Raw genomic sequence first — 26,188 nt, 5'->3', positions numbered from 1 at the left:
GATCTTGTGGTAAAATGCAAGCAAGTTCTAGTGGTAAAGTCGTTTGATTTGTGTTATAGTGAATGTGCATGGAATAGCCTCTCTAAATGGTTTATTGAGCAATTCTATTTTAGCAAGACTATCGCAATCATGCAAAAAGCAACGGCAAATCCGTTGCTTTTTTTGTAGCAAAGGGACTATTGTCCCAGACTCATTTTTTATTTCTCATTCTCTTTTGCTTCTGTTTCTAAATCAATGATAATCTCTTCTGAAGGAGTTATTTCCTCTTCTTCAGTTGGCATTTCAAAGACTTCTTCCTCAAAAATTTGCTCTTCTTTTTCAAATTTCTCTTTGATTTCTTGGAATTTATCCTGTGAGTAGTCTACCACTGATTTAGTTGTATCTTTTACAGATTCTAACACTGTTTCGGCTGTGATTTCACCTTTTTCGACCTTCTCTTTGGTTTGGTTGATGGTCTTCACAGCTTGGTCAGAAAAATCTTTCACTGACTGGACGACTATCTCATGTGTCTTGTCTGGATTTTCCCGATAATCACTGACAAAATCTTGTACTTTTTCCGTAACTTCTTTTCCCTTTTTACTGGTCAGAAAGTACGCTGCTGCTGCACCAGAAACGGCACCTAACAAAAGTGATGAAATTTTTCCCATAATAAACCTACTTTCTTATTTTTTGAATAATTTTGATGCAAAACGAAGAGCAGTTAAACCTGCAGTTGTTTTCGCAGTTCCTTTTCCGGCTGCAACAGCCTTCTTGCTCAGTGTGCGAGCCTGATCATTCAAGTCAGATACAGACTCAGACAGATCTGCAACTGCCGTAAATAGCGGGTCAATGGTCGCGACCTTTTGGTTTATATCATCTGTTAGAACGTTGACCTTGGCCAGTAAATCATTGGTTTGATGCAGAGTTACATTGACATCCGAAGTCAAAACTTTGATGGTATTTTCTGTCTCATCTAGCATTTTTCCAGCCTTATCGCCGAGAGTTTTGACGGTGATTGTCATGTATATTAGAAAGACAATCAATGCGACAGCAACTAAAGTATAAGCAATTTCAAGCATAGTTTTCTCCTCTCATTCTTGATAATAGGGGGCTTGTTTTTTTCTCTGATAAATGATAATGCCCAGGCCCAGTAAAATCAGGGCAACAGACAGCCACTGAGATACACGAACACCTAGGAACATGAGACTGTCGGTCCGCATACCCTCAATAATCATCCGACCAAAGCCGTACCAAATCAAATAAAAGGCTGCCAGCTCTCCCTGACGGAAAAATTTGGACCTACGTCGTAAGATCAGTATCAAGACAAAGCCAAGTAAATTCCAAACGGATTCGTATAAAAAGGTCGGCTGACGATAAGCTCCGTCTATATACATATTATTCCGAATAAAGGATGGCAGGTAGTTGAGATTCTTGACCGCTGCTCCATAGGCTTCTTGGTTAAAGAAATTACCCCAACGGCCGATACTCTGGGCAATCAGGACACTGGGTGCCGCAATATCCAGAAAATCAACGGGATTGATCAGCCTTCTCTGTGAAAAGAAATAGAGGACTAGGGCGCCGGTTATCAAACCGCCGTAGATGGCCAAGCCACCATTCCAAATCTGAAAAATCTCAATCAGAGGCTGCTTGCTATAATAAGACCATTCAAAAATCACATAGTAAAGCCGCGCTCCAAGGATAGCCAAAGGAAAGGCAATCAGGATAAAGTCTATAATATCATCTGGGATCATTTTCTTGCGTGGAGCTTCCTTCATAGCTAAGTAGACTGCTAAAATCAAGCCGCTGACAATACAAAGAGCGTACCAACGGATGCTGAAGGGACCTACTGTAAAGGCTACTGGATCAAGCATCTGTCACCTCATTCTGGCTAATCAGATTAGTCAAGCGTTCCTCAAAAATCTTAGTGGCATCAAAGCCCATTTCCTTAGCCCGATAGTTCATCGCTGCCGCTTCAATGACAACGGAAATATTACGCCCAGTCTTAACAGGAATACGGATACGCGGAATACCAACCCCTGCAATTTCCAGTTCCTCGGCGTTATTTCCTAAACGGTCAAATGCTTTATGTGAGTCATAATTTTCCAGATAAACCGCAATCTGAACCTGTGATGAATCCTTGACCGCGCTGGCGCCATATAGACTCATGACATCGATAATCCCAACTCCTCGGATTTCCAGAAGATGGCGCAGAATCTCAGCAGGCTCTCCCCAGAGGGTCATCTCATCCTTGGCATAGATGTCCACTCGGTCATCCGCAACTAGACGATGGCCTCGTTTGACAAGTTCAAGGCCAGTCTCGCTCTTACCGATTCCACTGTCCCCCTGTATCAGTACTCCCATACCATAGATATCCATCAGAACCCCATGGACGCTGGTCCGTTCTGCCAAGCGTGAATCCAGATAACTAGATATTTCACCAGATAAGCGACTGGTAGGTGTCTTACTTCTAAGGATAGCAACCTTATTTTCTTCTGCAGCTTGGAGCATTTCCTCGGGAATTTCAAGTTTTCTCGCAATAATAACCACAGGCGTTTCAGGCTGAAACATTTTCAAAAGCACTTGATAACGATTGTGCGAGGTCATCTTCATCAGATAAGACCATTCTTTCATTCCGATTAGCTGAATACGCTCAGGTGTGTAGTAATCAAAATAGCCCGTCATTTCAAGTCCTGGACGAGAAATGTCAGAAGTCTGAATTTCTTTTTCTAAGAGATTTTCATCTCCGTATATCAGATGAAGCCGTACTTTATTTAATAGGTCTTTGACCTTTACAGACATCAGTTTCTCCCTTCAAATCTTTCTTTCTCTATTATAACAAATTTTTAGGGTAAGAGCGGATTTAAGGAGACATTTTCAAAGGGAAATACAGTATTCATGCAATTTAATGCTCAAAAATCAACTAGAAGTCTGCCTACCACTGCCCTGCATTTTGTTCGCTATCAAGACTTTTATTATGACCTTCTCCACCATCGTCACTCTATGTATACAATTGACACCTTCCCCTGCCACCTGCGGCCTCTGGGCTACAGCTGTGAAAGGGAGTTGACTCGGAACTTTTTTAATGACTTTCCTCAGTATGAGATTCCCCAGATGTACCGCCTGCACAAGCGTTATAATGCTGTTAAAGATTTAGCCGAATTTTGAGACTATAAGAAAAAACATCTGGCAGACGATCTGCGAGATGCTTAACAGTAATTGAAGTTCAGTAATGGAAATGTTGAATGACAGTTTTTAGCTCATCTGAGAGCTGTTTTTTGCTGTCCAACTGTACATAGACTTCTAATAAACAGGAGCGAAAATTGGAAAAAGCAATGAAATCTTGGTTGTTTTCCAATGGAAAACTCTGTGATTGAAGCCAAAGTCTAAGTTCATGCTGCGACATTTTTTCTTTTAAGACAGCTTGATAGAGCACCTGGGCTAAGCGCCAATCTTCATCATTTCCGAAACGGACTGAAATTTTTTTAAAAACTTGATGAATGACCTCTAAAACCTCTGGCATCCTACTGGAGGGAAAGGCCGGATGACAAACCACTTCTGTCAATAAGTCTGCTCCATGTGCGAAGGCATGAACCCAACCGTATTTCCTGGAGTAACCCCTTGTGTCTCTTTCTACTGATAAGTAGGTTAGCCCCTTATCTAGTAAATATTTTCTTCCTTGCACTGATAAAGCCTGATAATACGAAGAGTCTGGATTACCATCACAGTTTAAGAGATTAGCATAAAGTAAAGCCGTGAAGGAACGTGTTAAGGTGGCTTGACCATTTTCGTCACTCTTGTAAAAAAGTCCTTGTCTTTTGACTGCTTCTTGAGCCAAGAAGTGGAACTGTTCAACTGAAAACAGGTCAGCCTGAAGTCCCCTTGCTAAGGACGAAAAGACTAACTCATCACGGATTGCAGCTTCTGGATGACCAATATGATCCAGTAACCATAAGATTTCTTCCTCATAATATAAAGGAGAAGCTTCTTCCAACTTCTTTCGTAAATTTTGATACATATTTTCACGGTCCTTTCGGGTTGCTTTCTTTGAATTTGATTATACCGCCTTGTACGCAAAAAAGCCATCCGAAGATGACTTTTTGCTGTTAAATAGCATTTTTGTCCATACCTAATTTACGTTGGATGAACTTGACAATCTCAACAATGACAATCATAGAGAAACTGCCGACTAGGACAACCGTCCATTGGGTCAAATCTAACTTGGTCACATGGAAAATCTTTTCCAGCGGATCAATCACAATGGTTGAAATCAAGAGGATGAAAGAAACCAGAATAGACCAGTTGAAGGTCTTAGACTTGAATGGACCAACTGTAAAGATAGATTGGTAAACAGATTTTACATTGTAAGCATGGAAGAGCTGGATGAGCCCCAGAGTCGCAAAGGCCATGGTAAGGGCATCCGCATGAATCGCTTTTACATCGCCGATATGAACAGGATTGGCAATAGCATAGCCATAGACGGACAGAACGAGAGCACCTTGCAGCAATCCTTGGTAGATGATGGAACTCATGACACCACCAGAGAAGAAGCTAGACTTACGGCCACGAGGTTTGTGAGTCATGACGCCTGGCTCAGCAGGTTCAACCCCCAGAGCAATAGCTGGGAAAGTATCCGTTACCAAGTTAATCCAAAGCAGGTGAACTGGTTGCAAGACATCCCAACCAAACAAGGTAGCTAGGAAGATGGTCAGCACTTCAGCTGTATTAGCTGAAAGGAGATACTGGATGGTCTTTTGAATGTTTGAGAAGACCTTACGTCCTTCTTCTACGGCGACGATAATGGTCGCAAAGTTATCATCCGCCAGAATCATATCAGAAGCTCCCTTAGAAACCTCTGTACCGGTGATTCCCATACCGATACCGATATCGGCTGTTTTCAGAGCTGGTGCATCATTAACACCGTCACCTGTCATGGCAACGACCTTACCTTGGTTTTGCCAAGCTTTCACGATACGAACCTTATGCTCAGGAGAAACCCGCGCATAAACAGAGTATTGGCCAACCACTTTTTCGAATTCTGCATCTGAAAGCTCGTTGAGCTCAGCACCAGTCAGAACATGGTCTTCTGTATCTCCTACTTCGATTATTCCCAAGCGCTTAGCAATCGCTTCAGCTGTATCTTGGTGGTCACCGGTAATCATAATCGGACGGATTCCCGCTTCTTTAGCGACACGAACAGCTTCTGCTGCTTCTGCACGTTCAGGGTCAATCATACCGATTAAGCCTGTAAAGATTAAATCATTTTCCAGATTTTCAGAAGTTAAGTCAGCCGGAACTGCATCAATAATCTTGTAGGCACCAGCTAGCACACGCAGAGCTTGGTGAGCCATGTCTGAGTTGTTAGACTTAATCAGCTGTGAAGTAGCATCATCAATCTCTGCAACATCTCCAGCCTTATCGCGAGAAACACAACGTTTCAAGAGTTGGTCAGGAGCTCCCTTAACTGCCACTAGGAATTTCCCGTTTGGCAATGGGTGAACAGTAGACATGAGCTTACGGTCTGAGTCAAATGGCAGCTCAGCTACACGAGGATACTTCTCTAAAAATCCTTTAACATCATAGCCCTTGTCCAAGGCATACTGGATGAAGGCTGTTTCTGTTGGGTCACCAATCAGCTTTCCTTCTTGGTCAATCTTGGTATCATTGGCTAAGACAACTGAACGTAAGAGCGGCAGCTCCAAACCAAGTTCAATATCTTGGCCAGCTTCATTCAGGACTCCATCGTAAAAGACTTTTTCGACCGTCATCTTATTCATGGTCAGGGTACCGGTCTTATCTGAAGCGATAATCTCAGTTGATCCTAAAGTCTCAACAGCAGGAAGCTTACGGACAATAGAATTCCGCTTAGCCAGAACCTGAGTTCCCAAAGCCAACACGATGGTAACGATAGCAGGCAGACCTTCTGGAATAGCCGCCACTGCCAAAGCTACAGAGGTCATCAGCTCATCCAGTGGATTTTTCCCTTGAATGAAGACACCGACTACAAAGGTCACCGCAGCAATCACCAAGATAGCATAGGTCAGAACCTTAGACAGACTATTAAGATTTTGCTTGAGCGGTGTGTCCGTTTCATCCGCATCCTGCAACATACCTGCGATGTGGCCTACTTCCGTATACATCCCTGTATTGACAACAACCCCTACTCCTCGGCCATAAGTGACATTGGAGTTTTGGAAGGCCATGTTGACACGGTCGCCGATACCAGCATCTGCAGCTACTTCGACAGTCAAATCTTTCTCAACTGGCACAGACTCACCTGTCAGAGCTGCTTCTTCGATTTTCAGAGAATTAGCTTCCAACAGTCGCATATCTGCTGGGACGACATCTCCAGCTTCCAATCTGACGACATCACCAGGCACTAATTCTTTGGAGTCCAATTCAGTGACATGACCGTCACGCAGTACACGCGCTGCTGGGCTTGACATGGACTTGAGAGCCTCAATGGCTTCTTCAGCCTTACCTTCCTGATAAACACCAAAGATAGCGTTAATGACCACAACTGCTAGGATAATCAAGGCATCTGCAATATCCTCACCACCTGACGTCACAACAGACAAGACAGCCGCTACCAACAGGATGATGATCATCAAATCCTTGAACTGCTCAATGAATTTCATCAAGAGAGTCTTTTTCTCTCCTTCTTCCAATTCATTACGGCCGTAGTCCGCCAAACGTTGCTGGGCTTGGCTGCTGGTCAATCCTTGTTCGGAAGCTTCCATTGCTTGCAAAACTTCCTCAGGACTTTGAGTATAAAAAGCTTGACGCTTTTGTTCTTTTGACAAAATGTCTCCTCCTTTTGATGGGCCTCTTTCAAAATAAACAAAAAAGAGACCTGTTAATTAACAAGTCTCGCTATTTCATACAAGGCCGGAAATTTCTTTCGTATTGACGACCTTGTAACGGTGTGACCGTTAGCTACTCCCTTGAGTGTATTTATTATACCAAAATTCTTGTAATTTTCAAGGCGGAGCAGCTAGTTTTCAATTTTTTCTTCTTTCCATTCGATTTTCATCTGATAGGAAGCGAAGAGCTGGTCATCATCGGCTCTTTTTAAATCATAGTGGAGTTCCAAAGCCTGATTTTCGACATCTAAGTGATAATGCTGAGTGTCTGTCACAAACTGTTGAGCCCCCAGCGGTGTTGGAATCGCCACAAAATGCTGACTATCTTTGACAAAGGATAATATGGACTTGGGCTTGGAAAAACGGGTCATGGTCAGCTTATCGGCATTAAATTTCAAAACTACCTTCTCCTTCTCCTCATTCTTATAGAGCAAGTAGTGATAGTCACCTTTTTGTGTCCATTCTACATCATAGATTTGGTCAATCAACTCTATTTGATCATCTAGTTTGATTTGATTTCTCATTCTAATTTTCATTATTGTCTCACATTTCTTTTTTCCTTTCTCTATTTTATCAAAAATTTCTTTAGAATTCTCCCTTTCTACCTCACCCTTTGAATTTCGTCCGCTGAGCATTTATGATATAATAGGACTATGGTTGAAAAAGTATTTCGAGACCCAGTCCATAATTATGTTCATGTGGATCATCAGGTCATTTATGATTTAATCAATACCAAAGAATTTCAACGGCTGCGCCGCATCAAACAGTTGGGTACTTCCGGCTATACTTTCCACGGCGGGGAGCACAGCCGTTTTTCGCATTGTCTGGGAGCCTATGAGATCGCCCGGCGCATCACCGATATTTTTAATGAAAAATACAGTAATGTCTGGGACAGTCACGAGAGCCTACTGACCATGACGGCTGCTCTTCTGCATGACTTGGGACACGGCGCCTATTCACATACTTTTGAGCGCCTCTTTGATACCAATCATGAGGACATCACACGGCAAATCATCACCAGTCCAGAGACTGAGATTCATCAGGCACTGGTGCAGGTTTCACCTGATTTCCCAGAAAAGGTAGCCAGCGTCATCAATCATACCTATCCTAATAAGCAAGTGGTTCAGCTGATTTCCAGCCAGATTGATGTGGATCGGATGGACTATCTCTTACGAGACTCCTTTTTCACCGGCGCTTCCTATGGGCAATTCGATTTGACTCGGATTCTGCGAGTGATCTGTCCAGTAGAAAACGGCATCGCCTTCAAGCGCAATGGCATGCACGCGGTGGAGGACTATGTCGTCAGTCGCTACCAGATGTACATGCAGGTCTATTTCCATCCAGCCAGCCGGGCTATGGAAGTCTTACTGCAAAATCTGCTCAAGAGGGCTAAGTTTCTCTATCCAACTCAGAAGGATTATTTTGCCTTGTCATCACCCAACCTCATTCCATTCTTTGAAAACAGGGTGACCCTGCAGGATTATCTGGCCTTGGATGATGGTGTCATGAATACCTATTTCCAAGTTTGGATGACGAGTCCAGACAAGATTTTATCTGACTTGGCTCAACGCTTTATCAACCGCAAGGTCTTTAAGTCTATCGTCTTTTCTCAAGAAAACGAAGCGCATTTGGATATCATGCGAGACCTTGTTGGACAAGTTGGCTTTGATCCTGATTACTATACTTCTATCCATCGTAATTTTGATTTACCTTATGATTTCTACCGACCCGACGTTGAAAAACCTCGGACCCAGATTGAAATCCTACAAAAAGATGGTAGCTTAGCAGAACTGTCCAGCCTGTCTCCTATCGTCCATTCGCTAGCTGGGACTAGACAGGGCGATAACCGCTTTTACTTTCCTAAGGAAATGCTGGCAGAGACTGGGCTTTTCAGCGAGAAAAACCAGACCTTTATGCACTATATCAAAAACGACCAATTTACCTACGGAGAATAATATGTCTATCAAATTAGTTGCCGTTGACATTGACGGTACCCTTTTAAATAACAAACGAGAAATCACTCCTGAAGTATTCAGCGCTGTTCAGGATGCCAAAGCTGCCGGTGTCAAAATCGTCATTGCAACTGGCCGTCCGATTCCCGGTGTCCAAAAACTGCTGGAAGACCTGAAGCTTAATCAGCCGGACAACTATGTCGTGACCTTCAACGGCGGACTGGTGCAGGATACTGTCACAGGCGAAGAATTGATCAAAGAAACACTGTCTTATGACGACTATCTGGATATCGAGCTGCTCGGACGAAAATTAGGCGTTCACATGCATGCCATCACCAAGGACGGCATCTATACAGCTAACCGCAATATTGGAAAATACACGGTCTATGAATCTAGCTTAGTCAACATGCCCGTCTACTACCGCACACCTGAGGAAATGACTGATAAAGAAATCGTCAAGTGCATGTATATTGATGAACCGGAAATTCTGGATGCAGCCATTGCTAAGCTGCCACCAGAATTAGCCGAAAAATATACACTGGTTAAGTCAGCTCCTTTCTATCTGGAAATTGTCAAAAAGACTGTCAATAAAGGGGCTGCTATCCTTCATCTGGCTGAAAAACTTGGCTTGAGCAAGGAGCAGACCATGGCTATCGGTGATGAAGAAAATGACCGCGCCATGCTGGAAGCAGTCGGCTCTCCTGTTGTCATGGAAAACGGCAGGGAGGAACTCAAGAAAATCGCCAAATACATCACCAAGTCGAACGAAGAATCCGGCGTAGCACACGCTATTAGAGAGTGGGTTTTAAAATAATGTACAGCTACAAAATTGGAATTTCAGCTCAGGAACACGACGATTTTGTCACGGCTCATCCGCAGGCCAATCTCCTGCAGAGTGCAGCCTGGGCTCAAATCAAGGACAACTGGGGAAATGAGCGCTTGGGCTTCTATAAAGACGGCCACTTGGTTGCTGCAGCCAGTGTCCTGATCAAACCACTGCCCTTGGGGATGACCATGCTTTATATCCCGCGCGGTCCCATCATGGACTATAGTAACAAGGAGCTGCTGACCTTTGTTTTGGCATCGCTCAAGAAGTTCGCCAAGGAGAAAAAAGCGCTCTTTGTCAAGTTTGATCCCAGCCTCTTTCTGGCAGAAAGCAAGATGGGCGGACCATTGCAAGACAAAGCAGAGACGATTGAGCTGATTCAAGAACTGCAGCAAGCAGGAGCTGTCTGGGTCGGACGGACCGAGTCTCTGGATGAAACCATCCAGCCTCGCTTGCAGGCCAATATACATAAAGAAGATTTTAGTGAGGAACTGCTTTCTAAAAGCACACGTCAGGCTATTCGTACAGCCCGTAATAAAGGCATTCAAATCCAATTTGGTGGAGCAGAATTACTGGATGACTTTTCAGGCCTGATGAAGAAAACGGAAAATAGAAAAAACATTCATCTGCGAGGCAAAGACTATTACCAAAAACTCTTGGATACTTATCCTGAGCACTCCTACATCACCTTGTCCAGCATTGATCTAAAGGCACGCTTGGAAGACTTGCAGGCTCAGCTGACCAAGGCACTTAAAGAAGCAGAGAAATTTACCGAGAAAACCAAGCCCGGCAAGATTGAGAATAACCAGCAAGAACAGAAACGCCTCCAAGAAGAAATTGACTTTCTGCAGGACAAAATCAGCCAAGGTGCTGCAGTCGTTCCCCTGTCTGGCACCTTGGTCTTAGAATACGGCAAGACTTCTGAAAATATCTATGCCGGAATGGACGAGGAGTACCGTCGTTATCAGCCAGCCATCATCACTTGGTACGAAACGGCCAAACATGCTTTTGAGCGCGGAGCGGATTGGCAAAATATGGGCGGAATCGAAAACGACCTCAAGGGCGGCCTCTACAGCTTTAAATCCAAGTTCAATCCGACCATTGAAGAATTCGCTGGTGAGTTTAACCTCCCGACCAATCCCCTTTATCACCTCTCCAATCTGGCCTACACTCTCAGAAAGAAACTGCGCAGCAAGCATTAAAAGAAAGGAAGCTTATGACCTTTAAACTTCTCAGCCAAGAAGAATTCATCCAGCATACCTCAGCTAGCTCCCAACGCTCTTTTATGCAGACAGTGGAAATGGCAGAGCTGCTGAGTAAGCGTGGCTTCAGCACCCAGTATGTGGGCTATACTAATCCGCAGGGACAGGTAGCGGTGTCAGCCGTCCTCTACAGTATGCCTATGACTGGCGGTCTTCATATGGAAATCAACTGCGGCCCTGTCTCTACCGATGCTCAATATCTGACTCCCTTCTATCAAGCTTTGCAGGCCTATGCTAAAAAAGAAGGCGCTCTAGAGCTCATCATCAAGCCCTACGAGACTTATCAGACCTTTGACAGCAATGGCCAGCCCACATCTGATGAAAAAGTCGAGCTTATCCAGCAACTGACTGACTTAGGCTTTTCCTTTGACGGTCTTCAGACGGGCTATCCGGGTGGGGAGCCTGATTGGCACTATGTCAAAGACTTAGCTGGTCTGACGGAGAAAGATTTGCTCAAATCCTTCAGCAAAAACGGCAAGGCAACAGTCAAAAAGGCCAATACTTTTGGTATCAAGCTTAAAAGACTGAAACGCGACCAACTTAGCATTTTTAAAGACATCACAGCTGCCACTTCTGACCGGCGGGAATATGATGACAAGTCACTGGACTACTATCAAGATTTTTATGATAGCTTTGGTCAGCAGGCGGACTTTATGACAGCCAGCCTTAACTTCCAGGACTATCTTTACAACTTACAAAAAGATCAAGAGAAACTGGGCCAGAAAATTCAGAAACTGCAAGCAGACTTGGAAAAAAATCCTCAATCTGAAAAGAAGCAAAATCAGCTGCGAGAGCTTTCCAGCCAGTTTGATAGCTTTGAAACCCGCAAAGCAGAAGCCCAAGAACTGATTGATAAGTACGGCGACCAAGACCAAATCCTGGCTGCCAGCCTCTTTATCTATACTCCCCAGGAAGCCACCTATCTTTTCAGCGGCTCCTATCCTGAGTTTAATAAATTCTACGCTCCAGCCCTGCTGCAGGAATATGTCATGACCGAAAGCATCAAGAGAGGCATTCCGTTTTATAATTTTCTCGGAATCATGGGTATTTTCGACGGATCTGACGGCGTTCTGCGCTTCAAGCAGAACTTCAATGGCTTCATCGTCCGAAAAATGGGAACTTTCCGCTACTACCCAAACCCTCTTAAGTTTAAAATCCTTAGCTTAATTAAAAAAATGCTAAGGCGTTAAAAAGAAGGGATTCTCTATTCATACTCCGATTTCTTTTCCATAGAAAAGGCTTGAAATCAGTTGATCTCAAGCCTTTTTCTTCCCCACTAATATATTTATGAAATTAAATCCGAACTTAATTATTCAATGCCAATCTCGGCACGTACGACGTCCGCAATCGTATCGACATAATAATCCACTTCTTCATGAGTTGGAGCTTCAGCCATGACACGTAGAAGGGGCTCTGTTCCACTTGGGCGGACAAGGATGCGGCCATTTCCTGCCATCTCAGTTTCCATCTTTTCAATAATCTCTCTGATAGCAGGAACTTCCATAGACTTATCTTTCATGGCATTTTCGACGCGGATATTGACCAATTTTTGTGGGTAAATCGTCACTTCTGCAGCTAATTCAGATAAGCTCTTGCCAGTTTCTTTCATCACTTTTGTTAATTGCACCGCTGACAATTGACCATCCCCAGTAGTATTATAATTCATGATAATGACATGTCCAGACTGCTCGCCGCCTAAATTGTAGCCTGATTTCCGCATTTCTTCTACCACATAGCGGTCGCCGACAGCGGTCACCGCTTTATTGATTCCTTCGCGATCCAAGGCTTTGTGGAAACCAAGATTAGACATAACAGTTGTTACAATCGTATTGTGGGCTAATTGACCTTTCCCTGAAAGATATTTACCAATGATATACATAATCTTGTCACCATCTACAATATCTCCATTTTCATCAACAGCAATCAGACGATCACTGTCCCCATCAAAAGCAAGTCCAATCGCAGCTCCCGATTCACGGACTGTTTCTTGCAAGGCTTCTGGATGTGTAGAGCCAACGTTTAAGTTAATGTTAAGACCATCTGGGCTTTCCCCAATAACTGTCAACTGGGCTCCCAAGTCTGCAAAAACTTGCCGGGCACTGGTTGAAGCTGCGCCATTTGCCGTATCAAGGGCAACATGCAAGCCTTCTAGCTCTAAACCAGTTGAAACTAGATATTGTTGATATTTCCGCAAGCCTTCTGGATAATCCATCAATCTTCCCAGACCTTCTGCACTTGGACGCGGAAGCGTATCCTCTTCGGCGTCTAGCAGAGCTTCGATTTCGAGTTCGCGTTCATCATCCAATTTGTATCCATCACCACCAAAGAATTTGATGCCGTTGTCAAGAGCAGGATTGTGGCTGGCAGAAATCATGACACCAGCGCTGGCCTTCTCTGACTTGACCAAGTAAGCCACGCCCGGAGTGGCAATCACACCAAGCTTATAAACATGAATACCGACTGATAACAACCCCGCAATCAATGCGTTCTCCAGCATTTCTCCTGAGATACGCGTATCACGGCCGACAAAGACCCGAGGCACTTCACTTTCGTGTTGGCTTAGAACGTAGCCCCCAAAACGACCTAACTTAAAAGCCAATTCTGGCGTTAATTCTACATTTGCTTCTCCACGAACACCATCGGTTCCAAAATATTTACCCATTTTATAAAAATTTCCTTTCAAATTTTACTTTACTTGCTTGATGAAGTCGAACTCGAACTTGAGCCAGATTTCGAACTGGATGACGAGTTTGAATTTTTTGTTTTTGTGATTACTTTTATGGTTGTTTCAAATGGTGTCACAACACTAGGCATGACGTTTCCGTTGGCATCAACAGCCTGGAGCGGCACCATACCACTGTAGTTTCCTGAAATCGTAACATTTGACGGTAAAATCGCCGCTACATACTCAATATTATCTAAAGTCTCTGCATCACTTGTCACCGTTACTTCTGTGTCTTCAAGAGCAACATTCGTGATGGAGACATTTTCAGCTACCTGACTATTGGTAATCAGGTGACGAACGGCTACTTTCTTACTTGCTTTCTGCCCTATCTTGACCGAAATCTTTTGCGGATTGACTGTTGCAGACAGGCCGCTTGGCAGATTTTCCACTTTTAGCTGAGCCTCCACTGTCCCTTCGGTTGCATTGGATAAATCAGCCACCACACGAAACTTCCGTGTGCTCTCTTGCATTTCACTGCTCAAGCTAACCCTATTTGCCCCGGTTAAAACAACTGTGGCTTCTGAGGTAAATCCACTGATAAAATAGCGTTCACTGTCGTATTTGATATCAATCGGCACATTCGAAATTGTATTGCTGTAGGTTTCTGAAGTTATTTGCCGGATACTGATACTATTTTGAAAACTACTGGATGTCGCATAAACAAATAAAACTATAGCAAAGAATAAAGAGGAGATAATATAGAGAATTTTTTTACTTTGTTTCATTCTTCCATCCTCCTAGCAACCTGTTTTTTAAATTCTTTTTCTCCTGTTTATCTGACAAAAAGACCTTGCGCAGCTCTAATTCAAACTCGCTTAAAGTTAGATTATGCTTGAAAACTCCATTATGTGTCGTAGAAATACCGCCTGTTTCCTCAGAAACAACAAAGGTGAAGGCATCCGAAACCTCTGAAAGTCCAATCGCTGCTCGGTGTCGGGTTCCAAATTCCTTAGAAATACCTGTACTTTCTGTCAGCGGAAAATAGGCACAAGAAACAGCAATTTTATCATCCTTGATAATAACAGCACCGTCATGCAGGGGCGTGTTGGGAATAAAAATATTAATCAAAAGTTCCCCAGATACATCCGCATCCAGTGGAATCCCTGTCGCAATGTACTCCTGCAGCGTCCGCGTTCCCTGAATGGCTACCAGAGCACCGATCTTACGCGGACTCATGTAGGCAACTGCCTTGACAAAGGCTTGAATCATTTTTTCTTCATTGCTAATCGGGGTTGCTGAGAAAATCTCGGTCGCTCGCCCCAGCTTTTCAAGACCCGTCCGAATCTCTGGTGAAAAAATCACCACGGCAGCAATCACCCCATAGGTAATGACCTGATTGATCAACCAAGAGATTGTCGTCAGACCGATGATGTTGGCCAAAATCTGGGCTAAAATAAAAATCATAACCCCACGAACCAAGATCATAATCTTCGTCCCGGCAATGGTTTTAGTAAGATAATATAAAATCCCAGTTACCAAGGCAATGTCAATAATATTAATTACAATACTCCAAGGACTGTCAAACAAATTAGACCAGTATTGGAGATTGGTTAGCTGATGAAAATTCATTACATACTCGTCCTCACATTCAAAAACAAACGTCCTCAATCATTATATCACTTTTAATGATATTTTTCTGTAACCTTCTTTACTTTTTTATGATAAAATATTTCTTATGAAGATAAATACAGCATTGGGCCTCTTGGCAGGCAAGTCCTCCCACTTTGTTCTCAGCAAAATGGGACGTGGCTCGACCCTGCCAGGGAAAGTTGCCCTAACATTCGACAAAAACATTTTACAAAACCTAGCCAAGAACTATGAGGTCGTGGTTGTTACCGGAACCAATGGTAAAACTCTAACTACAGCTCTAACAGTAGGCATTCTCAAGGAAGCCTTCGGAGAAGTGGTGACCAATCCTAGCGGTGCCAATATGATTACCGGAATCACGACAACCTTCCTGACTGCTAAAAGAGGCAAATCTGGCAAACATATCGCTGTGCTGGAAATAGATGAAGCTAGCCTGTCTCGGATTTGTGATTATATCAAACCCAGCCTCTTCGTCTTTACCAATATTTTCCGTGACCAGATGGACCGCTATGGTGAGATCTACACGACCTACCAGATGATTCTGGATGCAGCGGCCAAGGTACCTGAAGCGACTGTACTGATGAATGGTGACAGTCCGCTCTTTAACTCGGTCAGCCTGAAAAATCCTGTCCGCTACTATGGATTTGACACGGAGAAAAGCCGGGCTAAGCTGGCGCACTATAATACCGAGGGTATCCTCTGTCCTAAGTGCGAGCATATCCTCAAGTACGAGCTCAACACCTATGCTAATCTAGGAGCTTATATCTGTGAGTATTGCGGCTTTAAGCGGCCTAAACTGGATTACAGTCTGACGGCTCTCAAGACGCTTGAGCACAACCGCTCAGCCTTTACCATTGATGGACAGGACTATCAGATCAATATTGGCGGTCTCTACAATATCTATAATGCTCTAGCAGCAGTATCAGTTGCTCAATTCTTCGGCGTTGAGCCAGCTACTATCAAGGCTGGCTTTGACAAGAGCCGAGCTGTCTTTGGCCGTCAGGAAACCTTCAAAATAGGCGATAAGGAATGTACCTTAGTCTTGATTAAAAATCCGGTTGGAGCTACTCAGGCCTTGGAAATGATTGAACTGGCACCTTTTGACTTTAGCCTCTCTGTCCTGCTCAATGCCAACTATGCGGACGGCATTGATACCAGCTGGATCTGGGATGCTGATTTTGAGAAGATTTTAGAGATGGAGATTCCTCATGTCATTGCAGGCGGTGTCCGCCACTCAGAGATTGCACGCCGTTTGCGGGTGACGGGCTATCCAGCAGATCAGATTACTGAGGTCAAAGATCTGGAAGCAGTCTTCAAGTCCATTGAGCAGCAAGAAACCAAGCATACCTATATCTTAGCAACTTATACCGCCATGCTGGAATTCCGCGAACTACTGGCAGATCGACAAGTGGTCAGAAAGGAGATGAACTAATGGTATACAGATCCCTCACTTCTCCTGAAAACCAGAACTATCGCTACGATGTGAAAATTGCCCACCTCTATGGCAATCTCATGAATACCTACGGCGACAATGGCAATGTCCTCATGCTCAAGTATGTGGCTGAAAAGCTAGGCGCTAGGGTTCAAGTCGATATTGTCTCTCTAGAAGATGACTTTGACAAGGACAGTTACGACATCGTCTTTTTTGGCGGTGGTCAAGATTATGAGCAAACCATCGTAGCCCGCGACTTACCAGCAAAAAAAGAAGCTTTGGAAAGCTTTATCAATGAAAACGGTGTTGTGTTAGCTATCTGTGGCGGTTTCCAACTCTTAGGCCAATACTATATCGAAGCTTCTGGCCGACGTATCGAAGGTCTGGGCATCATGGGTCACTATACCCTCAACCAGACCAAAAACCGCTATATCGGTGACATCAAGATTCATAACGAAGAATTCAACGAGACCTACTACGGCTTTGAAAATCACCAAGGACGGACTTTCCTCTCTGACGACGAAAAACCACTGGGCAAAGTCGTCTATGGAAATGGTAACAATCAAGAAGACGGCAATGAGGGCGTCCACTATAAGAATGTCTTTGGCTCTTACTTCCATGGTCCAATCTTGTCCCGCAATGCGAACTTGGCCTACCGTCTAGTGACCACCGCTCTGAAAAACAAGTATGGCTCAGATGTTGAACTAGCTGCTTATGAAGACATCCTAGCCCAAGAAATCCCAGAAGAATATGGAGATGTCAAAAGCAAGGCAGAGTTTGAATAAATAACAGGAGAATCACTATGAAAGAAAAATTGCATTATATCCTGCTTTTAATTACCATTCTATTGGTTGCCAGTATTTCCTTGGCCAATATGCAGAGCGTTAATGTTAGCTTTATCTTGTTCAGCTTCAGACTTCCCTTAATCATATTGATTTTGGTCTCAGTGCTCCTAGGCTCTGTCACGACCTTTCTCATCAGCATGACGAAAAATTTCTCACTGAAAAAAGAGCTTAAGAAAACCAAGGAAGTACTTGAAAACTCACATAAAAAAAACTAGGTTGGAACTCCAGCCTAGTCTTTTTGTATTCTCTTTTGAAAAAGGTAGGAAATCAAAGCTAATCCCATCACTCCGAAACCAATCAGAAGGAAGGAAAGGGTGTGAACACTCGGCAGGAGCGTCATCAGAAAAGTCGCAGGAGGCATGAAAAGAATTGCCAGCGTGTAGATCGTTGAGAAAACTCGGCCTAGATACTGCTTGTCCACCTTGGTCTGAACCTGGCTGAAGAAATGAATATTAAAAACAGTCATAAAGAGCTCGCAGATGAGATTACCAGAATAAGAGAAATATGGATAAACCGGTAGCAAGGCAGAGACGCCCATGACTGCGACTCCAACACCTGTCAATAACAGGGCTACAAGAAGATTTCCCATACTGGCCTTAACCTTGCTAGCTAGAATAGCTCCGATGATTGAGCCTACAGCTCCCAAACTCAAAATAGTTGCATAAGAGCCGGTCTTGCCGTAGAGCTGATTGGTGAAAGGCAATAGATAATTAAAAGCCGCAAAGAAAAAGTTAACTGCAGAAGCTACCAAAAGCAGAAAGAAAATTTCTTTTTGCTGACGGATATAAACTAAACCTTCCTTGATATCTCTCAGGATATTTCCAAGATTGATGGGAGACTTCTGCTTGCTTGGCTCATGATTGGGCAGAAAATAAACCAAGGCAAAAGCCAGAAAGAAGCTAAGGGCATCTAGCTGAAGGGTCATTCGTAGATTTGCATACTGCATCACGATAAAAGACAGAACTGGAGCTGAGACACTGATAACCTGCAAGGCCAGCTCCAGATGAGAATTATAGGCTACGATGTCTTCCTTGTCCACAATTTCAGTGATGTAGGACTTATTAGCTGGCCGAGAAAAGGCAAATGCTATAGCCTGAACCACATTGGCAACAATCAGCGCTCCAATCATGAGTCGGTCATTAGAGATAAAGGAAATCAGCAGACAAAGCCCGGCACAAATTAAGTCCGTTGTCATCAGTACCTTACGTCTGGAAAAGCGATCCGTAATAGCCCCACCCAAAGGATTGAATAAGATGGAAGTGACTAGCTCCGATATCTGGTAAATGCCCAAGACCGTCTGCCCCAGAGCTCCTAAAGAAGCAAGCCAGATGCTGTTTCCATAGTCATAAAGCATGTTTCCAATTTTATTAATAGCAGCCCGTGTAATCAGCTGTGCAGCATGTCGATTCATAAAAATACCTCCTTCCATTTCTGAAACTATTGTATCAGAAATAGAGGGAGGTTCTTTGTTTTTCCCATATTCGGGATATTATATTTTTACAAACTTATGGAAATGCTCTTGATAATAGTCGACTTGCTCAGGTAGTTCCAGCACTTCAAAGATATGCATAGCTTCCTGCATTTGCTTGATTCCCTGCTTCTTCTCTCCCATCTGATAAGTCGCAAAACCCTTGAGATAGAGGAATACATTGCGTTCATAGAGTTTGATGCCCTTGCCAATGATTTTCTCCACGTAAGCCTCAAAATAACTAGCCTTGTCAAAAGAACAACTTTCCAAACAATGCTGGTAACAATTGAGCGCTATAATCAAGACTAATTTCTTATGGCGACCGATTTCTTTATAGTAGTCCTCCCGCTCCATGACTTCCTTGCCCAGACGGTAGACGTAGTCCACATCGTAAAAGCTATAGAGATTGCCAAAGAGGATCAGCTCATACATGGTCCAGTCTTCCACTTGAAAGAGATAATCGGCCACCTTATCCAAATCCTCTTGTCGCATGCGAAACTGACTGTCCCGCTGACAAATCAAGCCCTGCATCAAAATCCAATTCAGCTCATAGTAAAGAGGCACCTTGCTGGCCTTGGCCTTTTTCAACTGCTCCGCTTGCAAGTCCTGAAATCCCTTGATGTCATTTGAGTAGTAAAGAGGGATAATCTGACCCATCATGGCCACGTGCTCATGCTGCTGGAAATTCCGAGCCTTGTCCATAAAATTTTCAAGGGTCACATGAATATTATCCAAGAGATCTAAAAATTTCGCGAGGGTCATATCCGACTCTCCCAGCTCAAAACGAGACAGCTGAGAGGTCGAGCAGACCTGGCCCGCCGCTTCCTTCAAAGAATAATGCCCATTTAAACGAAAATCACGAAAAACTTTGCCTAAATCTTCCATTTGTTTACCACTTCAATTCCTTTAATTGCTGTTCTGCTTCCCTAGTTGCTTCTTTCAAAACTACCTTCACCGCCCCTTTGTTCGGATTCTACTTTCGGACGAGCCTCATTTCGTCAAAATCTTATAGGCCGAAAATCGGAAAAGGCAAATTCTACAAAAAGAACTCGTCCGAAAATAGAAAGTTCGGGATTTGCTCTCAGACTAACCGTCCGAAAATCTGACAGAGTCATTTTGCTCCAAAATAGCTTTTCAGAAAATCTGACGGGCTGACTTTTCTTTAAAAGAACTTAGATTACATGAAGAATATTTTATTTTCCTCGAAAAAATCTCAGAACACATATAAAAGTTCGTCTTTTGCTCTCAGGGAAACATTTCTTCATGAAGGATTTATCTTTTTATCACAGAATCAGAGATTTCACATGTAAAAATTCGGTTTTTGCTCTTTTGGGACTGATTTCACATGTGAAATTAAGTATTTCGAGCCCTGACAAGCTCACTTCTCACAGAAACTAGGCATTCTTACACAGGTTCTTTTTCCTTCTCACACCTTCTCCGCTAGTTCTTCCCATTCCAGCATGGCTTCTTCTTGTTTGGCGGTCAGCTGGTCGATTTGCTGCTGGCTCTCCATGAGTTCGCCGGCGTCGTTGGTGGCCTGCATGGCTTCCTGAAGCTGACTGATCTGGCTGTCCAAGTCTTCGATTTGCGCTTCCAATTGCTCTAGGCGACGGGCCAAACGGCGCTGTTCTTTCTGGTTTTCCTTTTGAAGCTGATAGTCATTGGCAGGTGCTGGCTTGTCAGGACTAGTCTGCTCCGTCTCCTCACGCAAGGCTTCCTGCTCTGCCTTTTTCTCCAGATAGTAGTCATAATCACCCAGATAAAGGGTAGAGCCTGTCTCTGAGAGCTCGATGATCTGGGTGGCCACGCGATTGATAAAGTAACGGTCGTGACTAACAAAAAGCAGGGTGCCGTCAAAGTCAATCAGGGCATTTTCCAGCACTTCCTTGCTATCAATGTCCAAATGGTTGGTCGGCTCGTCGAGGATGAGGAAATTGTTGTTTTCCATAGACAGCTTGGCTAAGAGCAGACGCGCCCGCTCTCCACCCGATAGCATGCCGACCGACTTCTTGACATCATCACCCGAGAAGAGGAAAGCCCCCAAGCGATTGCGAATCTCGACCTCCGGCGTTAGCTTGAAGTCATTCCACAGCTCATCAAGAACCGTATTGCTAGGGGTCAGCTTGCTCTGGGTCTGGTCATAGTAGCCCAGCTCTACATTAGCCCCCAGCTGCTCCTTGCCTCTGATGAAGGGCACTTGACCGATTAATGATTTAATCAAGGTCGTCTTCCCAATCCCATTTGGCCCGACAATAGCTACCGCATTGAACTTGCGAATGTCAAGGTTAATCGGCTCCGACAGGACTTCCTCTCCATAGCCAATAGCTGCGTCTTCCAAGGTCAGCACAACATTGCCCGAAACCTTATCAGCTTTGAAGGTCATATTGGCCGAGCGACCGCCGGTTTCTGGTCTGTCCAAACGCTCCATCTTTTCCAGCTGCTTGCGGCGGGACTGAGCCCGCTTGGTTGTGGAGGCTCGGACTAGATTGCGATTGACAAAGTCCTCCAGCGCAGCGATTTCTTTCTGCTGCTTTTCGTAGTTCTTAGCTTCGGTGGCTAGCTTCTGCTCCTTTTGGACCACAAAACTGGAGTAATTTCCCACATAGCGATCCAAGGAATGCTTGGTCAAATCCAGCGTGATGGTCGCAACCTTGTCTAAGAAATAGCGGTCGTGGCTGACGATAATCAGGGCACCGCTGTAGTTGACTAAGTAAGTCTCTAGCCAGGCAATGGTCTCGATATCCAAATGGTTGGTCGGCTCGTCCAGGACCAGCAGTTCTGGCTTTTCCAAAAGCATCTTGGCCAGAGCCAGCCGAGTATTCTGCCCGCCCGAAAGTTCAGAAATCTTCATCTGCCACATGGACAGGTCAAACTTGAAGCCATTCAAAATCGCTCGAATATCGGCCTCGTAGGTAAAACCACCTTTCTGGCGGAAATCCTCTGACAGCTGGTCATACTGGGTCATAAGAGTTGTCAATTCTTCCCCTGACAATTCTCCCATTTGCAGCTCTATCTGCCGCAAGCGTTTTTCCTGCTGGCGCAGGCTATCAAAGACCAGCAGCATCTCGTCGTAGATAGTATTCTCCGACTCAAAGCGGCTGTCCTGAGCCAGATAAGATAGGGAAAGGTCTCGTTTTTTATTAATCTGACCAGAAGTAGGCTCTTCCTCGCCCACCAAAATCTTGAGCAGGGTTGACTTCCCAGCTCCGTTTTTACCGACCAGAGCAATCCGGTCGCCTTCATCCACCTGCAGGTTAATATTGTTAAAAAGAAGCTCCCCTGCAAAAGAGCGTTCAATCTTGCTTGCTTGTAAAATAATCATAAGACCATTATAGCAGATTTCTAGGTGCAGAGCTATTAGCTTCGACTAAAAAACACAACCGAAACTCTCTGTCCCTCAATCAAATTTAAAGGGAAATTTTAAATTTTTCCGCAAGCACTCAGACCAGCAAGTCCATCTCAGTGATTGAGCACCAAGCTCCGCCTACCATCAAATCAGACTTCTATGGATTAGCATACCCAAAAAAGCCGAAAGAGCTCAACTCTAACGGCTTTACTTTCTATTCAATCATTTGTGTTTCAGCTAGTTTCTTATACCAGTGAGCGGATTTCTTCGGGTAGCGTTCCTGCGTTTCAAAGTCCACGTAGAATAAGCCGTAGCGTTTTTCATAACCGTTAGACCAAGAAAAGACATCCATCAGAGACCAGATAAAGTAGCCCTTGACATTAGCCCCGTCCGCAATCGCATCGGATAAAACTTCCAGATGCTGCTTGACATAGTCAATCCGAGCATCGTCGTAAACCGTATTGTCTACAAATTCATCTTTATAACCGAGACCATTTTCTGTGATATAGATTTTCTTGTAGTTTGGATAATCTTTCTTAATCCGCATGATTTGGTCATAGAGACCTTGAGGATAGATAATCCAATCCCAATCGGTTTTTGGTATATGGACTGGAGATTCTCTGCGTCCCACACCCTTAATCTGGTACTTAGAGCTTCCCTTTTCACCTTTTCCGTTATGAATGATTTCCGTTTCGCCTTCGAAGTCGCGCATCCAATCACTCATATAGTAGTTGATGCCAAGGAAGTCATTGAGGTCTTTAGCTGCTTCTAAAGCCGCAAAGTCTTCATCGCGCAGATCCAGCTGACCACCATTGACCTTAAGGATATGATTCACTCCTGCCAGAGTTACATCTGAATAGTGCCCCAGATAAGTCGCATCTAGGATAAATTTGTTATGAATAATATCTTCCAACTCTGCTGCTCTGACATCTGCTGGATTTGCTGGATCGTAAGGATATTTTGTCGGCAGTGCATGAACGACACCAATTTCACCCTTGTAGCCCTTGTCCTTGTAGAGCTTAACGGCACGAGCATGGGAGACCATCATGTTGTGATGAGATTGGAAAACCTTGGCCAAGTCGTACTGGATACCCGGCGGGAATTTTCCAACTAAGTACTGGCCATCACCAATGGGGCCAATTTCATTGAAAGTCGTCCAATAGCGAACTTCTGGAAATTCTTCAAAACAGAAAGCCGCATAATCTACAAAGTGCTCAATGTTGTCCCGATTGAGGAAATCTCCATTTGAATGAAGAGCCTCTGGTGTATCGAAGTGGTGAAGGGTCACAAAAGGTTCTACATGGCGCTTGTGGCATTCTGCGAAAAGATTATGGTAAAATTCCACACCTTTCGGATTGACCTCACCATAGCCTGTCGGGAAAATCCGTGACCAAGCGATGGAAATCCGAATACCATTGACACCATACTCTTCAGCCAACTTCAGATCCACAGGGTACTTATGGTAAAAGTCGCTGGCAGGTTCTGCCGTATACCAATAGTTATCCTCTAGGTACTTATCCCAGGCAACAGGTCCTTTTCCATCTGTGTGGGTTGCTCCCTCAGCTTGATAGGCTGCTGTTGCACCACCGAAAATAAAATCTTTAGGTAAGGTTTTTGTCATCTTATTTTCCTTTCAATAACATTTGGAGAGTGGGACAGAAATCGGTAATTCGTTAGAATTCGATTTCGTCGTCCCACCTCCGCACAGTTGAGTAGGGCTATAAAAGCTGATGAAATCAGCCTAGTAGAGCCCACTCAACCACTGCGTCTTGCTCGACAATCCAAAGACAATTGAGAGGCTAGGACTTTTGTCCCAAACTCTATCAAGTTGCTTCATCTCAAATAAATAGATTTAGTTGTTAAATTGCTCCTGAACGAAGGCTAACGCCCCTTTACCATCACGGGTTAGTTTGATGTATTGGCCACCTTCTGTTTTAGCTAGTTTGATACCCAATTTATCCGTTTCCGCCTTCATGTCTTCAAAGTTGGAAGCAACTTGAGGGGCCAGGATAACCAGGTCAAACTCAGGTAACATCTCACGGTGAGCACCATAACCGCCCGCCGCTGCTTTCACAGGAACCTTGTATTCAGCTGCTGCTTTATTCAAAGCGTTAGCCAGCAATCCGCTGGTACCGCCACCTGCACAGAGCACCAGAACATTGGTCTCTTCGCTAATATTGTTTTGCGCTGGAGCTTCTTCTGCTGCGCCTCCTGCATTTGCTTTATCAAGAATAGCATCTGCTTTGGCAGTGTTGAAATTCGCTGCAACTTTTTCTTTCAATTCATCATTTGATTTTCCAGAACGTTCGTCTTCCAGAATTTGTTCATCATAAACTTTAACGAATGGATAGTAGATGATAAAGTCTACTGCAATCAAAGTTGCTGCCAAAACTACAGACAGAAGTTGGAAGTTGGTTCCAAGAATAATACCCAAAGGTCCTGGAGTCGTCCAAGGCAGGTTAGCTGTAAAGCTGTTCATACCCAGAATATCAATAAAGAATTTGAAAATCCAGACATTGGCAATTGGCGCCAAGATAAATGGAATAAAGAAGACTGGATTCAATACGATTGGAGCACCAAAGAGGATGGGCTCATTTACCCCAAAGAAAGTTGGTACGACAGACGCACGGCCGATAGCCTTATTACGTTTAGACTTACAGATCCACATGAACATGAATGGGACAATCAAGGTTGCACCTGTACCTCCCATAGTAACGATAAACATTTGTGTACCAGATGTCAAAATCTTATCTGCGTGTTGTCCTTGTTGGAGAAGCTGCAGATTGACCTCCGCATTGGCATAAGTGATGGCCGCAATCGCTGGCTCAACGATAGAAGGACCATGGATCCCCACAAACCAGAAGAAGGCAAATGCTCCAAAGATAAGGGTGATCCCTAGATAACCATCAGCAGCTGAGAAGAGCGGTGCAAAGAATTTACCAACTGACTCGGCCAAACCAGCACCGACAAAGTTCCGTGCGAGAATATCTAAGACATAAAGTGATACAACAGAAAGAGTGAAAGGAATGACGTCTTTAAAGACTTGTGAGATATTCGGCGGAACCTCGTCTGGCATCCGAATGGTCACATTATTCTTCACACAGACCTTATAGATATTGACAGTTACAAAGGCTGAAATGAAGGCTGTTAGCAGTCCTTTAGTACCCAGGAAACCAGTCGCAAAACCATTTTCTATCGGATCAGCTGCTAGCAGCAATAAACCAACAATAGCTGCCAGAAGTGTAGACATATAGTTGATTTGATTGGTTTTCTCCATGCTTCGATTGACAGAATCGGTCAAAGATTTAGCCGTTGTACCAGCTACCAAAAGAGCTAAAATCCCCATAGAGTAACCGTAAGGTTTCATCAGGAGCGCTTCAATATCTTTTGGCCACTGGAAGCCCCAGGAATTTGGCACATAGGTAATCAGGATAAAGATGGAGGAGAAAAGGATAACTGGCATCCCTGCGATAAAACCATCACGGATAGCGCGTAAGTAGATGTTACGTGATAGTTTTTCAAAGAAAGGCTTCCCTTTCTCAATAATTCCAATAAGTTTGTTCATTATTTTGCTCCTCTTTTGTATAATTCAATCATGTGTTTCATCAAATCCTTGAGCAACAGGGTTGTCATCAGGTGATCCTGACCGTGCATCATGGTCACACTGTAAGCCAAATCTTCACCCGATGCTTCTTTGGTCAGCAGGTTTGTCTGAGCGTGGTGTGCTTCAATAATGCAAGCATTAGCTTCCTCCACCAAGCTTTCTGCTCGGTCAAATTCTCCTGCTTGAGCTGCATTCAATGCTTCCAACAATTTGGAACGAGCATCACCTGCATAGGCTACGATTTCAAAACCAAGTAATGTAATTTCTTCTCTGTTCATAATAGAACCTCCTTATATTTTTTA

Annotated in this window: 24 protein-coding genes and 1 pseudogene; 9 read left to right on the top strand and 16 right to left on the bottom strand. The window is 44.0% G+C overall.

Annotation, left to right across the window (positions count from 1 at the left end):
- Positions 1 to 30: 30 nt before the first annotated feature.
- A pseudogene (locus tag FZ952_RS11830) lies at positions 31 to 230 on the top strand (hypothetical protein).
- Here the strand turns inward: FZ952_RS11830 and FZ952_RS09135 are convergent.
- From FZ952_RS09135 to hprK, 4 genes are read right to left on the bottom strand one after another with little or no spacing between them, the layout of a single operon-like run.
- A complete protein-coding gene (locus FZ952_RS09135) occupies positions 198 to 647 on the bottom strand; it encodes a YtxH domain-containing protein (RefSeq protein ID WP_148881442.1) in 450 nt (149 codons plus the stop codon). The pseudogene FZ952_RS11830 and the gene FZ952_RS09135 overlap by 33 nt on opposite strands.
- Positions 648 to 662: 15 nt before the next feature.
- Positions 663 to 1,058 carry a DUF948 domain-containing protein gene (locus tag FZ952_RS09130; protein WP_037616837.1) on the bottom strand — a complete coding sequence of 132 codons (396 nt, stop codon included), beginning with the start codon at positions 1,056 to 1,058 and terminating at the stop codon, positions 663 to 665.
- A gap of 12 nt (positions 1,059 to 1,070) precedes the next feature.
- On the bottom strand, positions 1,071 to 1,850 hold the full coding sequence (gene lgt, locus FZ952_RS09125) for a prolipoprotein diacylglyceryl transferase (RefSeq protein WP_148881441.1): 780 nt from the start codon (positions 1,848 to 1,850) through the stop codon (positions 1,071 to 1,073).
- A complete protein-coding gene (hprK, locus tag FZ952_RS09120; RefSeq protein WP_037616842.1) occupies positions 1,843 to 2,778 on the bottom strand; it encodes an HPr(Ser) kinase/phosphatase in 936 nt (311 codons plus the stop codon). Before hprK ends, lgt begins: the two co-directional genes overlap by 8 nt.
- A 96-nt stretch (positions 2,779 to 2,874) precedes the next feature.
- Here hprK and FZ952_RS11970 point away from each other — a divergent pair, with 96 nt between their 5' ends.
- A complete protein-coding gene (locus FZ952_RS11970; protein WP_410468294.1) occupies positions 2,875 to 3,144 on the top strand; it encodes a hypothetical protein in 270 nt (89 codons plus the stop codon).
- A gap of 58 nt (positions 3,145 to 3,202) precedes the next feature.
- On the opposite strand, the gene FZ952_RS09110 is transcribed toward FZ952_RS11970, so the two are convergent.
- The 3 genes from FZ952_RS09110 to FZ952_RS09100 all read right to left on the bottom strand — a co-directional run bounded on the left by FZ952_RS09110 (position 3,203) and on the right by FZ952_RS09100 (position 7,375).
- Positions 3,203 to 3,994 carry a DUF2785 domain-containing protein gene (locus FZ952_RS09110; protein ID WP_148881440.1) on the bottom strand — a complete coding sequence of 264 codons (792 nt, stop codon included), beginning with the start codon at positions 3,992 to 3,994 and terminating at the stop codon, positions 3,203 to 3,205.
- Positions 3,995 to 4,082: 88 nt separating this feature from the next.
- The gene (locus FZ952_RS09105) at positions 4,083 to 6,779 is read right to left on the bottom strand and encodes a cation-translocating P-type ATPase (protein ID WP_148881439.1); all 2,697 of its coding nucleotides are present in this window, start codon (positions 6,777 to 6,779) and stop codon (positions 4,083 to 4,085) included.
- A 191-nt stretch (positions 6,780 to 6,970) separates the two neighbouring features.
- Positions 6,971 to 7,375, bottom strand: coding sequence for a DUF1934 domain-containing protein (locus tag FZ952_RS09100; protein WP_187423906.1), 405 nt, complete (start codon positions 7,373 to 7,375; stop codon positions 6,971 to 6,973).
- A 117-nt stretch (positions 7,376 to 7,492) separates the two neighbouring features.
- Between FZ952_RS09100 and FZ952_RS09095 the strand changes: the two genes are divergently transcribed.
- The 4 genes from FZ952_RS09095 to FZ952_RS09080 are packed head-to-tail and all read left to right on the top strand — an operon-like array spanning position 7,493 to position 12,069.
- The gene (locus FZ952_RS09095) at positions 7,493 to 8,794 is read left to right on the top strand and encodes an HD domain-containing protein (protein WP_148881437.1); all 1,302 of its coding nucleotides are present in this window, start codon (positions 7,493 to 7,495) and stop codon (positions 8,792 to 8,794) included.
- A 1-nt stretch (position 8,795) separates the two neighbouring features.
- Entirely contained in the window at positions 8,796 to 9,605 is an 810-nt protein-coding gene (yidA, locus tag FZ952_RS09090; RefSeq protein WP_062199549.1) for a sugar-phosphatase, read from the top strand.
- Positions 9,605 to 10,819: an aminoacyltransferase gene (locus FZ952_RS09085; protein ID WP_187423905.1), complete on the top strand. Its 1,215-nt coding sequence runs from the start codon at positions 9,605 to 9,607 to the stop codon at positions 10,817 to 10,819. The genes yidA and FZ952_RS09085 overlap by 1 nt, the downstream gene beginning before the upstream one ends.
- Positions 10,820 to 10,833: 14 nt before the next feature.
- A complete protein-coding gene (locus tag FZ952_RS09080; protein WP_148881435.1) occupies positions 10,834 to 12,069 on the top strand; it encodes an aminoacyltransferase in 1,236 nt (411 codons plus the stop codon).
- A gap of 119 nt (positions 12,070 to 12,188) precedes the next feature.
- On the opposite strand, the gene glmM is transcribed toward FZ952_RS09080, so the two are convergent.
- From glmM to cdaA, 3 genes are read right to left on the bottom strand one after another with little or no spacing between them, the layout of a single operon-like run.
- Complete coding sequence (gene glmM / locus FZ952_RS09075; protein WP_148881434.1) at positions 12,189 to 13,541, bottom strand: phosphoglucosamine mutase; 1,353 nt, start codon at positions 13,539 to 13,541, stop codon at positions 12,189 to 12,191.
- 29 nt (positions 13,542 to 13,570) lie between these two features.
- Positions 13,571 to 14,329, bottom strand: coding sequence for a YbbR-like domain-containing protein (locus FZ952_RS09070; RefSeq protein WP_148881433.1), 759 nt, complete (start codon positions 14,327 to 14,329; stop codon positions 13,571 to 13,573).
- Positions 14,316 to 15,173: a diadenylate cyclase CdaA gene (gene cdaA, locus FZ952_RS09065; RefSeq protein ID WP_148881432.1), complete on the bottom strand. Its 858-nt coding sequence runs from the start codon at positions 15,171 to 15,173 to the stop codon at positions 14,316 to 14,318. Before cdaA ends, FZ952_RS09070 begins: the two co-directional genes overlap by 14 nt.
- 106 nt (positions 15,174 to 15,279) lie before the next feature.
- Here cdaA and murT point away from each other — a divergent pair, with 106 nt between their 5' ends.
- From murT to FZ952_RS09050, 3 genes are read left to right on the top strand one after another with little or no spacing between them, the layout of a single operon-like run.
- Complete coding sequence (gene murT, locus FZ952_RS09060; RefSeq protein WP_148881431.1) at positions 15,280 to 16,623, top strand: lipid II isoglutaminyl synthase subunit MurT; 1,344 nt, start codon at positions 15,280 to 15,282, stop codon at positions 16,621 to 16,623.
- Positions 16,623 to 17,408 carry a lipid II isoglutaminyl synthase subunit GatD gene (gatD, locus tag FZ952_RS09055; protein WP_148881430.1) on the top strand — a complete coding sequence of 262 codons (786 nt, stop codon included), beginning with the start codon at positions 16,623 to 16,625 and terminating at the stop codon, positions 17,406 to 17,408. The genes murT and gatD overlap by 1 nt, the downstream gene beginning before the upstream one ends.
- Positions 17,409 to 17,425: 17 nt before the next feature.
- Positions 17,426 to 17,683 (top strand): LapA family protein, encoded by a 258-nt coding sequence (locus FZ952_RS09050; protein WP_148881429.1) that lies wholly within the window; start codon positions 17,426 to 17,428, stop codon positions 17,681 to 17,683.
- Positions 17,684 to 17,697: 14 nt separating this feature from the next.
- Here the strand turns inward: FZ952_RS09050 and FZ952_RS09045 are convergent, their stop codons facing one another.
- The 6 genes from FZ952_RS09045 to FZ952_RS09015 form a co-directional block, all read right to left on the bottom strand.
- Positions 17,698 to 18,879 (bottom strand): MFS transporter, encoded by a 1,182-nt coding sequence (locus FZ952_RS09045; RefSeq protein ID WP_148881428.1) that lies wholly within the window; start codon positions 18,877 to 18,879, stop codon positions 17,698 to 17,700.
- Between the two features lie 78 nt (positions 18,880 to 18,957).
- The gene (locus tag FZ952_RS09040) at positions 18,958 to 19,821 is read right to left on the bottom strand and encodes a helix-turn-helix domain-containing protein (protein WP_148881427.1); all 864 of its coding nucleotides are present in this window, start codon (positions 19,819 to 19,821) and stop codon (positions 18,958 to 18,960) included.
- Positions 19,822 to 20,362: 541 nt separating this feature from the next.
- Positions 20,363 to 22,258: an ABC-F family ATP-binding cassette domain-containing protein gene (locus FZ952_RS09035; protein ID WP_148881426.1), complete on the bottom strand. Its 1,896-nt coding sequence runs from the start codon at positions 22,256 to 22,258 to the stop codon at positions 20,363 to 20,365.
- Positions 22,259 to 22,496: 238 nt separating this feature from the next.
- Positions 22,497 to 23,903: a 6-phospho-beta-galactosidase gene (gene lacG, locus FZ952_RS09030; RefSeq protein WP_148881425.1), complete on the bottom strand. Its 1,407-nt coding sequence runs from the start codon at positions 23,901 to 23,903 to the stop codon at positions 22,497 to 22,499.
- Between the two features lie 231 nt (positions 23,904 to 24,134).
- Positions 24,135 to 25,847, bottom strand: a complete 1,713-nt coding sequence (locus FZ952_RS09020; protein WP_148881424.1) for a lactose-specific PTS transporter subunit EIIC — start codon at positions 25,845 to 25,847, stop codon at positions 24,135 to 24,137.
- Complete coding sequence (locus FZ952_RS09015) at positions 25,847 to 26,164, bottom strand: PTS lactose/cellobiose transporter subunit IIA (RefSeq protein WP_148881423.1); 318 nt, start codon at positions 26,162 to 26,164, stop codon at positions 25,847 to 25,849. Before FZ952_RS09015 ends, FZ952_RS09020 begins: the two co-directional genes overlap by 1 nt.
- Between the last annotated feature and the right edge of the window lie 24 nt (positions 26,165 to 26,188).

The sequence above is a fragment of the Streptococcus sp. Marseille-P7376 genome, assembly GCF_902460385.1.
Taxonomy (GTDB): domain Bacteria; phylum Bacillota; class Bacilli; order Lactobacillales; family Streptococcaceae; genus Streptococcus; species Streptococcus sinensis.
The sequence above is the reverse complement of the archived record's forward strand: the minus strand, read 5'-3'. Positions and strand labels throughout refer to the sequence as shown.

What these genes read in the sequence shown, in the direction of transcription:
- cdaA (WP_148881432.1), bottom strand. Translation starts at nt 15,173, where the DNA reads ATGAATTTTCATCAGCTAACCAATCTCCAATACTGGTCTAATTTGTTT.
- FZ952_RS09080 (WP_148881435.1), top strand. Translation starts at nt 10,834, where the DNA reads ATGACCTTTAAACTTCTCAGCCAAGAAGAATTCATCCAGCATACCTCA.
- FZ952_RS09045 (WP_148881428.1), bottom strand. Translation starts at nt 18,879, where the DNA reads ATGAATCGACATGCTGCACAGCTGATTACACGGGCTGCTATTAATAAA.
- FZ952_RS09135 (WP_148881442.1), bottom strand. Translation starts at nt 647, where the DNA reads ATGGGAAAAATTTCATCACTTTTGTTAGGTGCCGTTTCTGGTGCAGCA.
- FZ952_RS09050 (WP_148881429.1), top strand. Translation starts at nt 17,426, where the DNA reads ATGAAAGAAAAATTGCATTATATCCTGCTTTTAATTACCATTCTATTG.
- FZ952_RS09130 (WP_037616837.1), bottom strand. Translation starts at nt 1,058, where the DNA reads ATGCTTGAAATTGCTTATACTTTAGTTGCTGTCGCATTGATTGTCTTT.
- glmM (WP_148881434.1), bottom strand. Translation starts at nt 13,541, where the DNA reads ATGGGTAAATATTTTGGAACCGATGGTGTTCGTGGAGAAGCAAATGTA.
- FZ952_RS11970 (WP_410468294.1), top strand. Translation starts at nt 2,875, where the DNA reads ATGCAATTTAATGCTCAAAAATCAACTAGAAGTCTGCCTACCACTGCC.
- FZ952_RS09110 (WP_148881440.1), bottom strand. Translation starts at nt 3,994, where the DNA reads ATGTATCAAAATTTACGAAAGAAGTTGGAAGAAGCTTCTCCTTTATAT.
- gatD (WP_148881430.1), top strand. Translation starts at nt 16,623, where the DNA reads ATGGTATACAGATCCCTCACTTCTCCTGAAAACCAGAACTATCGCTAC.
- FZ952_RS09085 (WP_187423905.1), top strand. Translation starts at nt 9,605, where the DNA reads ATGTACAGCTACAAAATTGGAATTTCAGCTCAGGAACACGACGATTTT.
- FZ952_RS09040 (WP_148881427.1), bottom strand. Translation starts at nt 19,821, where the DNA reads ATGGAAGATTTAGGCAAAGTTTTTCGTGATTTTCGTTTAAATGGGCAT.
- yidA (WP_062199549.1), top strand. Translation starts at nt 8,796, where the DNA reads ATGTCTATCAAATTAGTTGCCGTTGACATTGACGGTACCCTTTTAAAT.
- FZ952_RS09020 (WP_148881424.1), bottom strand. Translation starts at nt 25,847, where the DNA reads ATGAACAAACTTATTGGAATTATTGAGAAAGGGAAGCCTTTCTTTGAA.
- FZ952_RS09095 (WP_148881437.1), top strand. Translation starts at nt 7,493, where the DNA reads ATGGTTGAAAAAGTATTTCGAGACCCAGTCCATAATTATGTTCATGTG.
- murT (WP_148881431.1), top strand. Translation starts at nt 15,280, where the DNA reads ATGAAGATAAATACAGCATTGGGCCTCTTGGCAGGCAAGTCCTCCCAC.
- hprK (WP_037616842.1), bottom strand. Translation starts at nt 2,778, where the DNA reads ATGTCTGTAAAGGTCAAAGACCTATTAAATAAAGTACGGCTTCATCTG.
- FZ952_RS09100 (WP_187423906.1), bottom strand. Translation starts at nt 7,375, where the DNA reads ATGAAAATTAGAATGAGAAATCAAATCAAACTAGATGATCAAATAGAG.
- FZ952_RS09015 (WP_148881423.1), bottom strand. Translation starts at nt 26,164, where the DNA reads ATGAACAGAGAAGAAATTACATTACTTGGTTTTGAAATCGTAGCCTAT.
- lacG (WP_148881425.1), bottom strand. Translation starts at nt 23,903, where the DNA reads ATGACAAAAACCTTACCTAAAGATTTTATTTTCGGTGGTGCAACAGCA.
- FZ952_RS09070 (WP_148881433.1), bottom strand. Translation starts at nt 14,329, where the DNA reads ATGAAACAAAGTAAAAAAATTCTCTATATTATCTCCTCTTTATTCTTT.
- lgt (WP_148881441.1), bottom strand. Translation starts at nt 1,850, where the DNA reads ATGCTTGATCCAGTAGCCTTTACAGTAGGTCCCTTCAGCATCCGTTGG.
- FZ952_RS09035 (WP_148881426.1), bottom strand. Translation starts at nt 22,258, where the DNA reads ATGATTATTTTACAAGCAAGCAAGATTGAACGCTCTTTTGCAGGGGAG.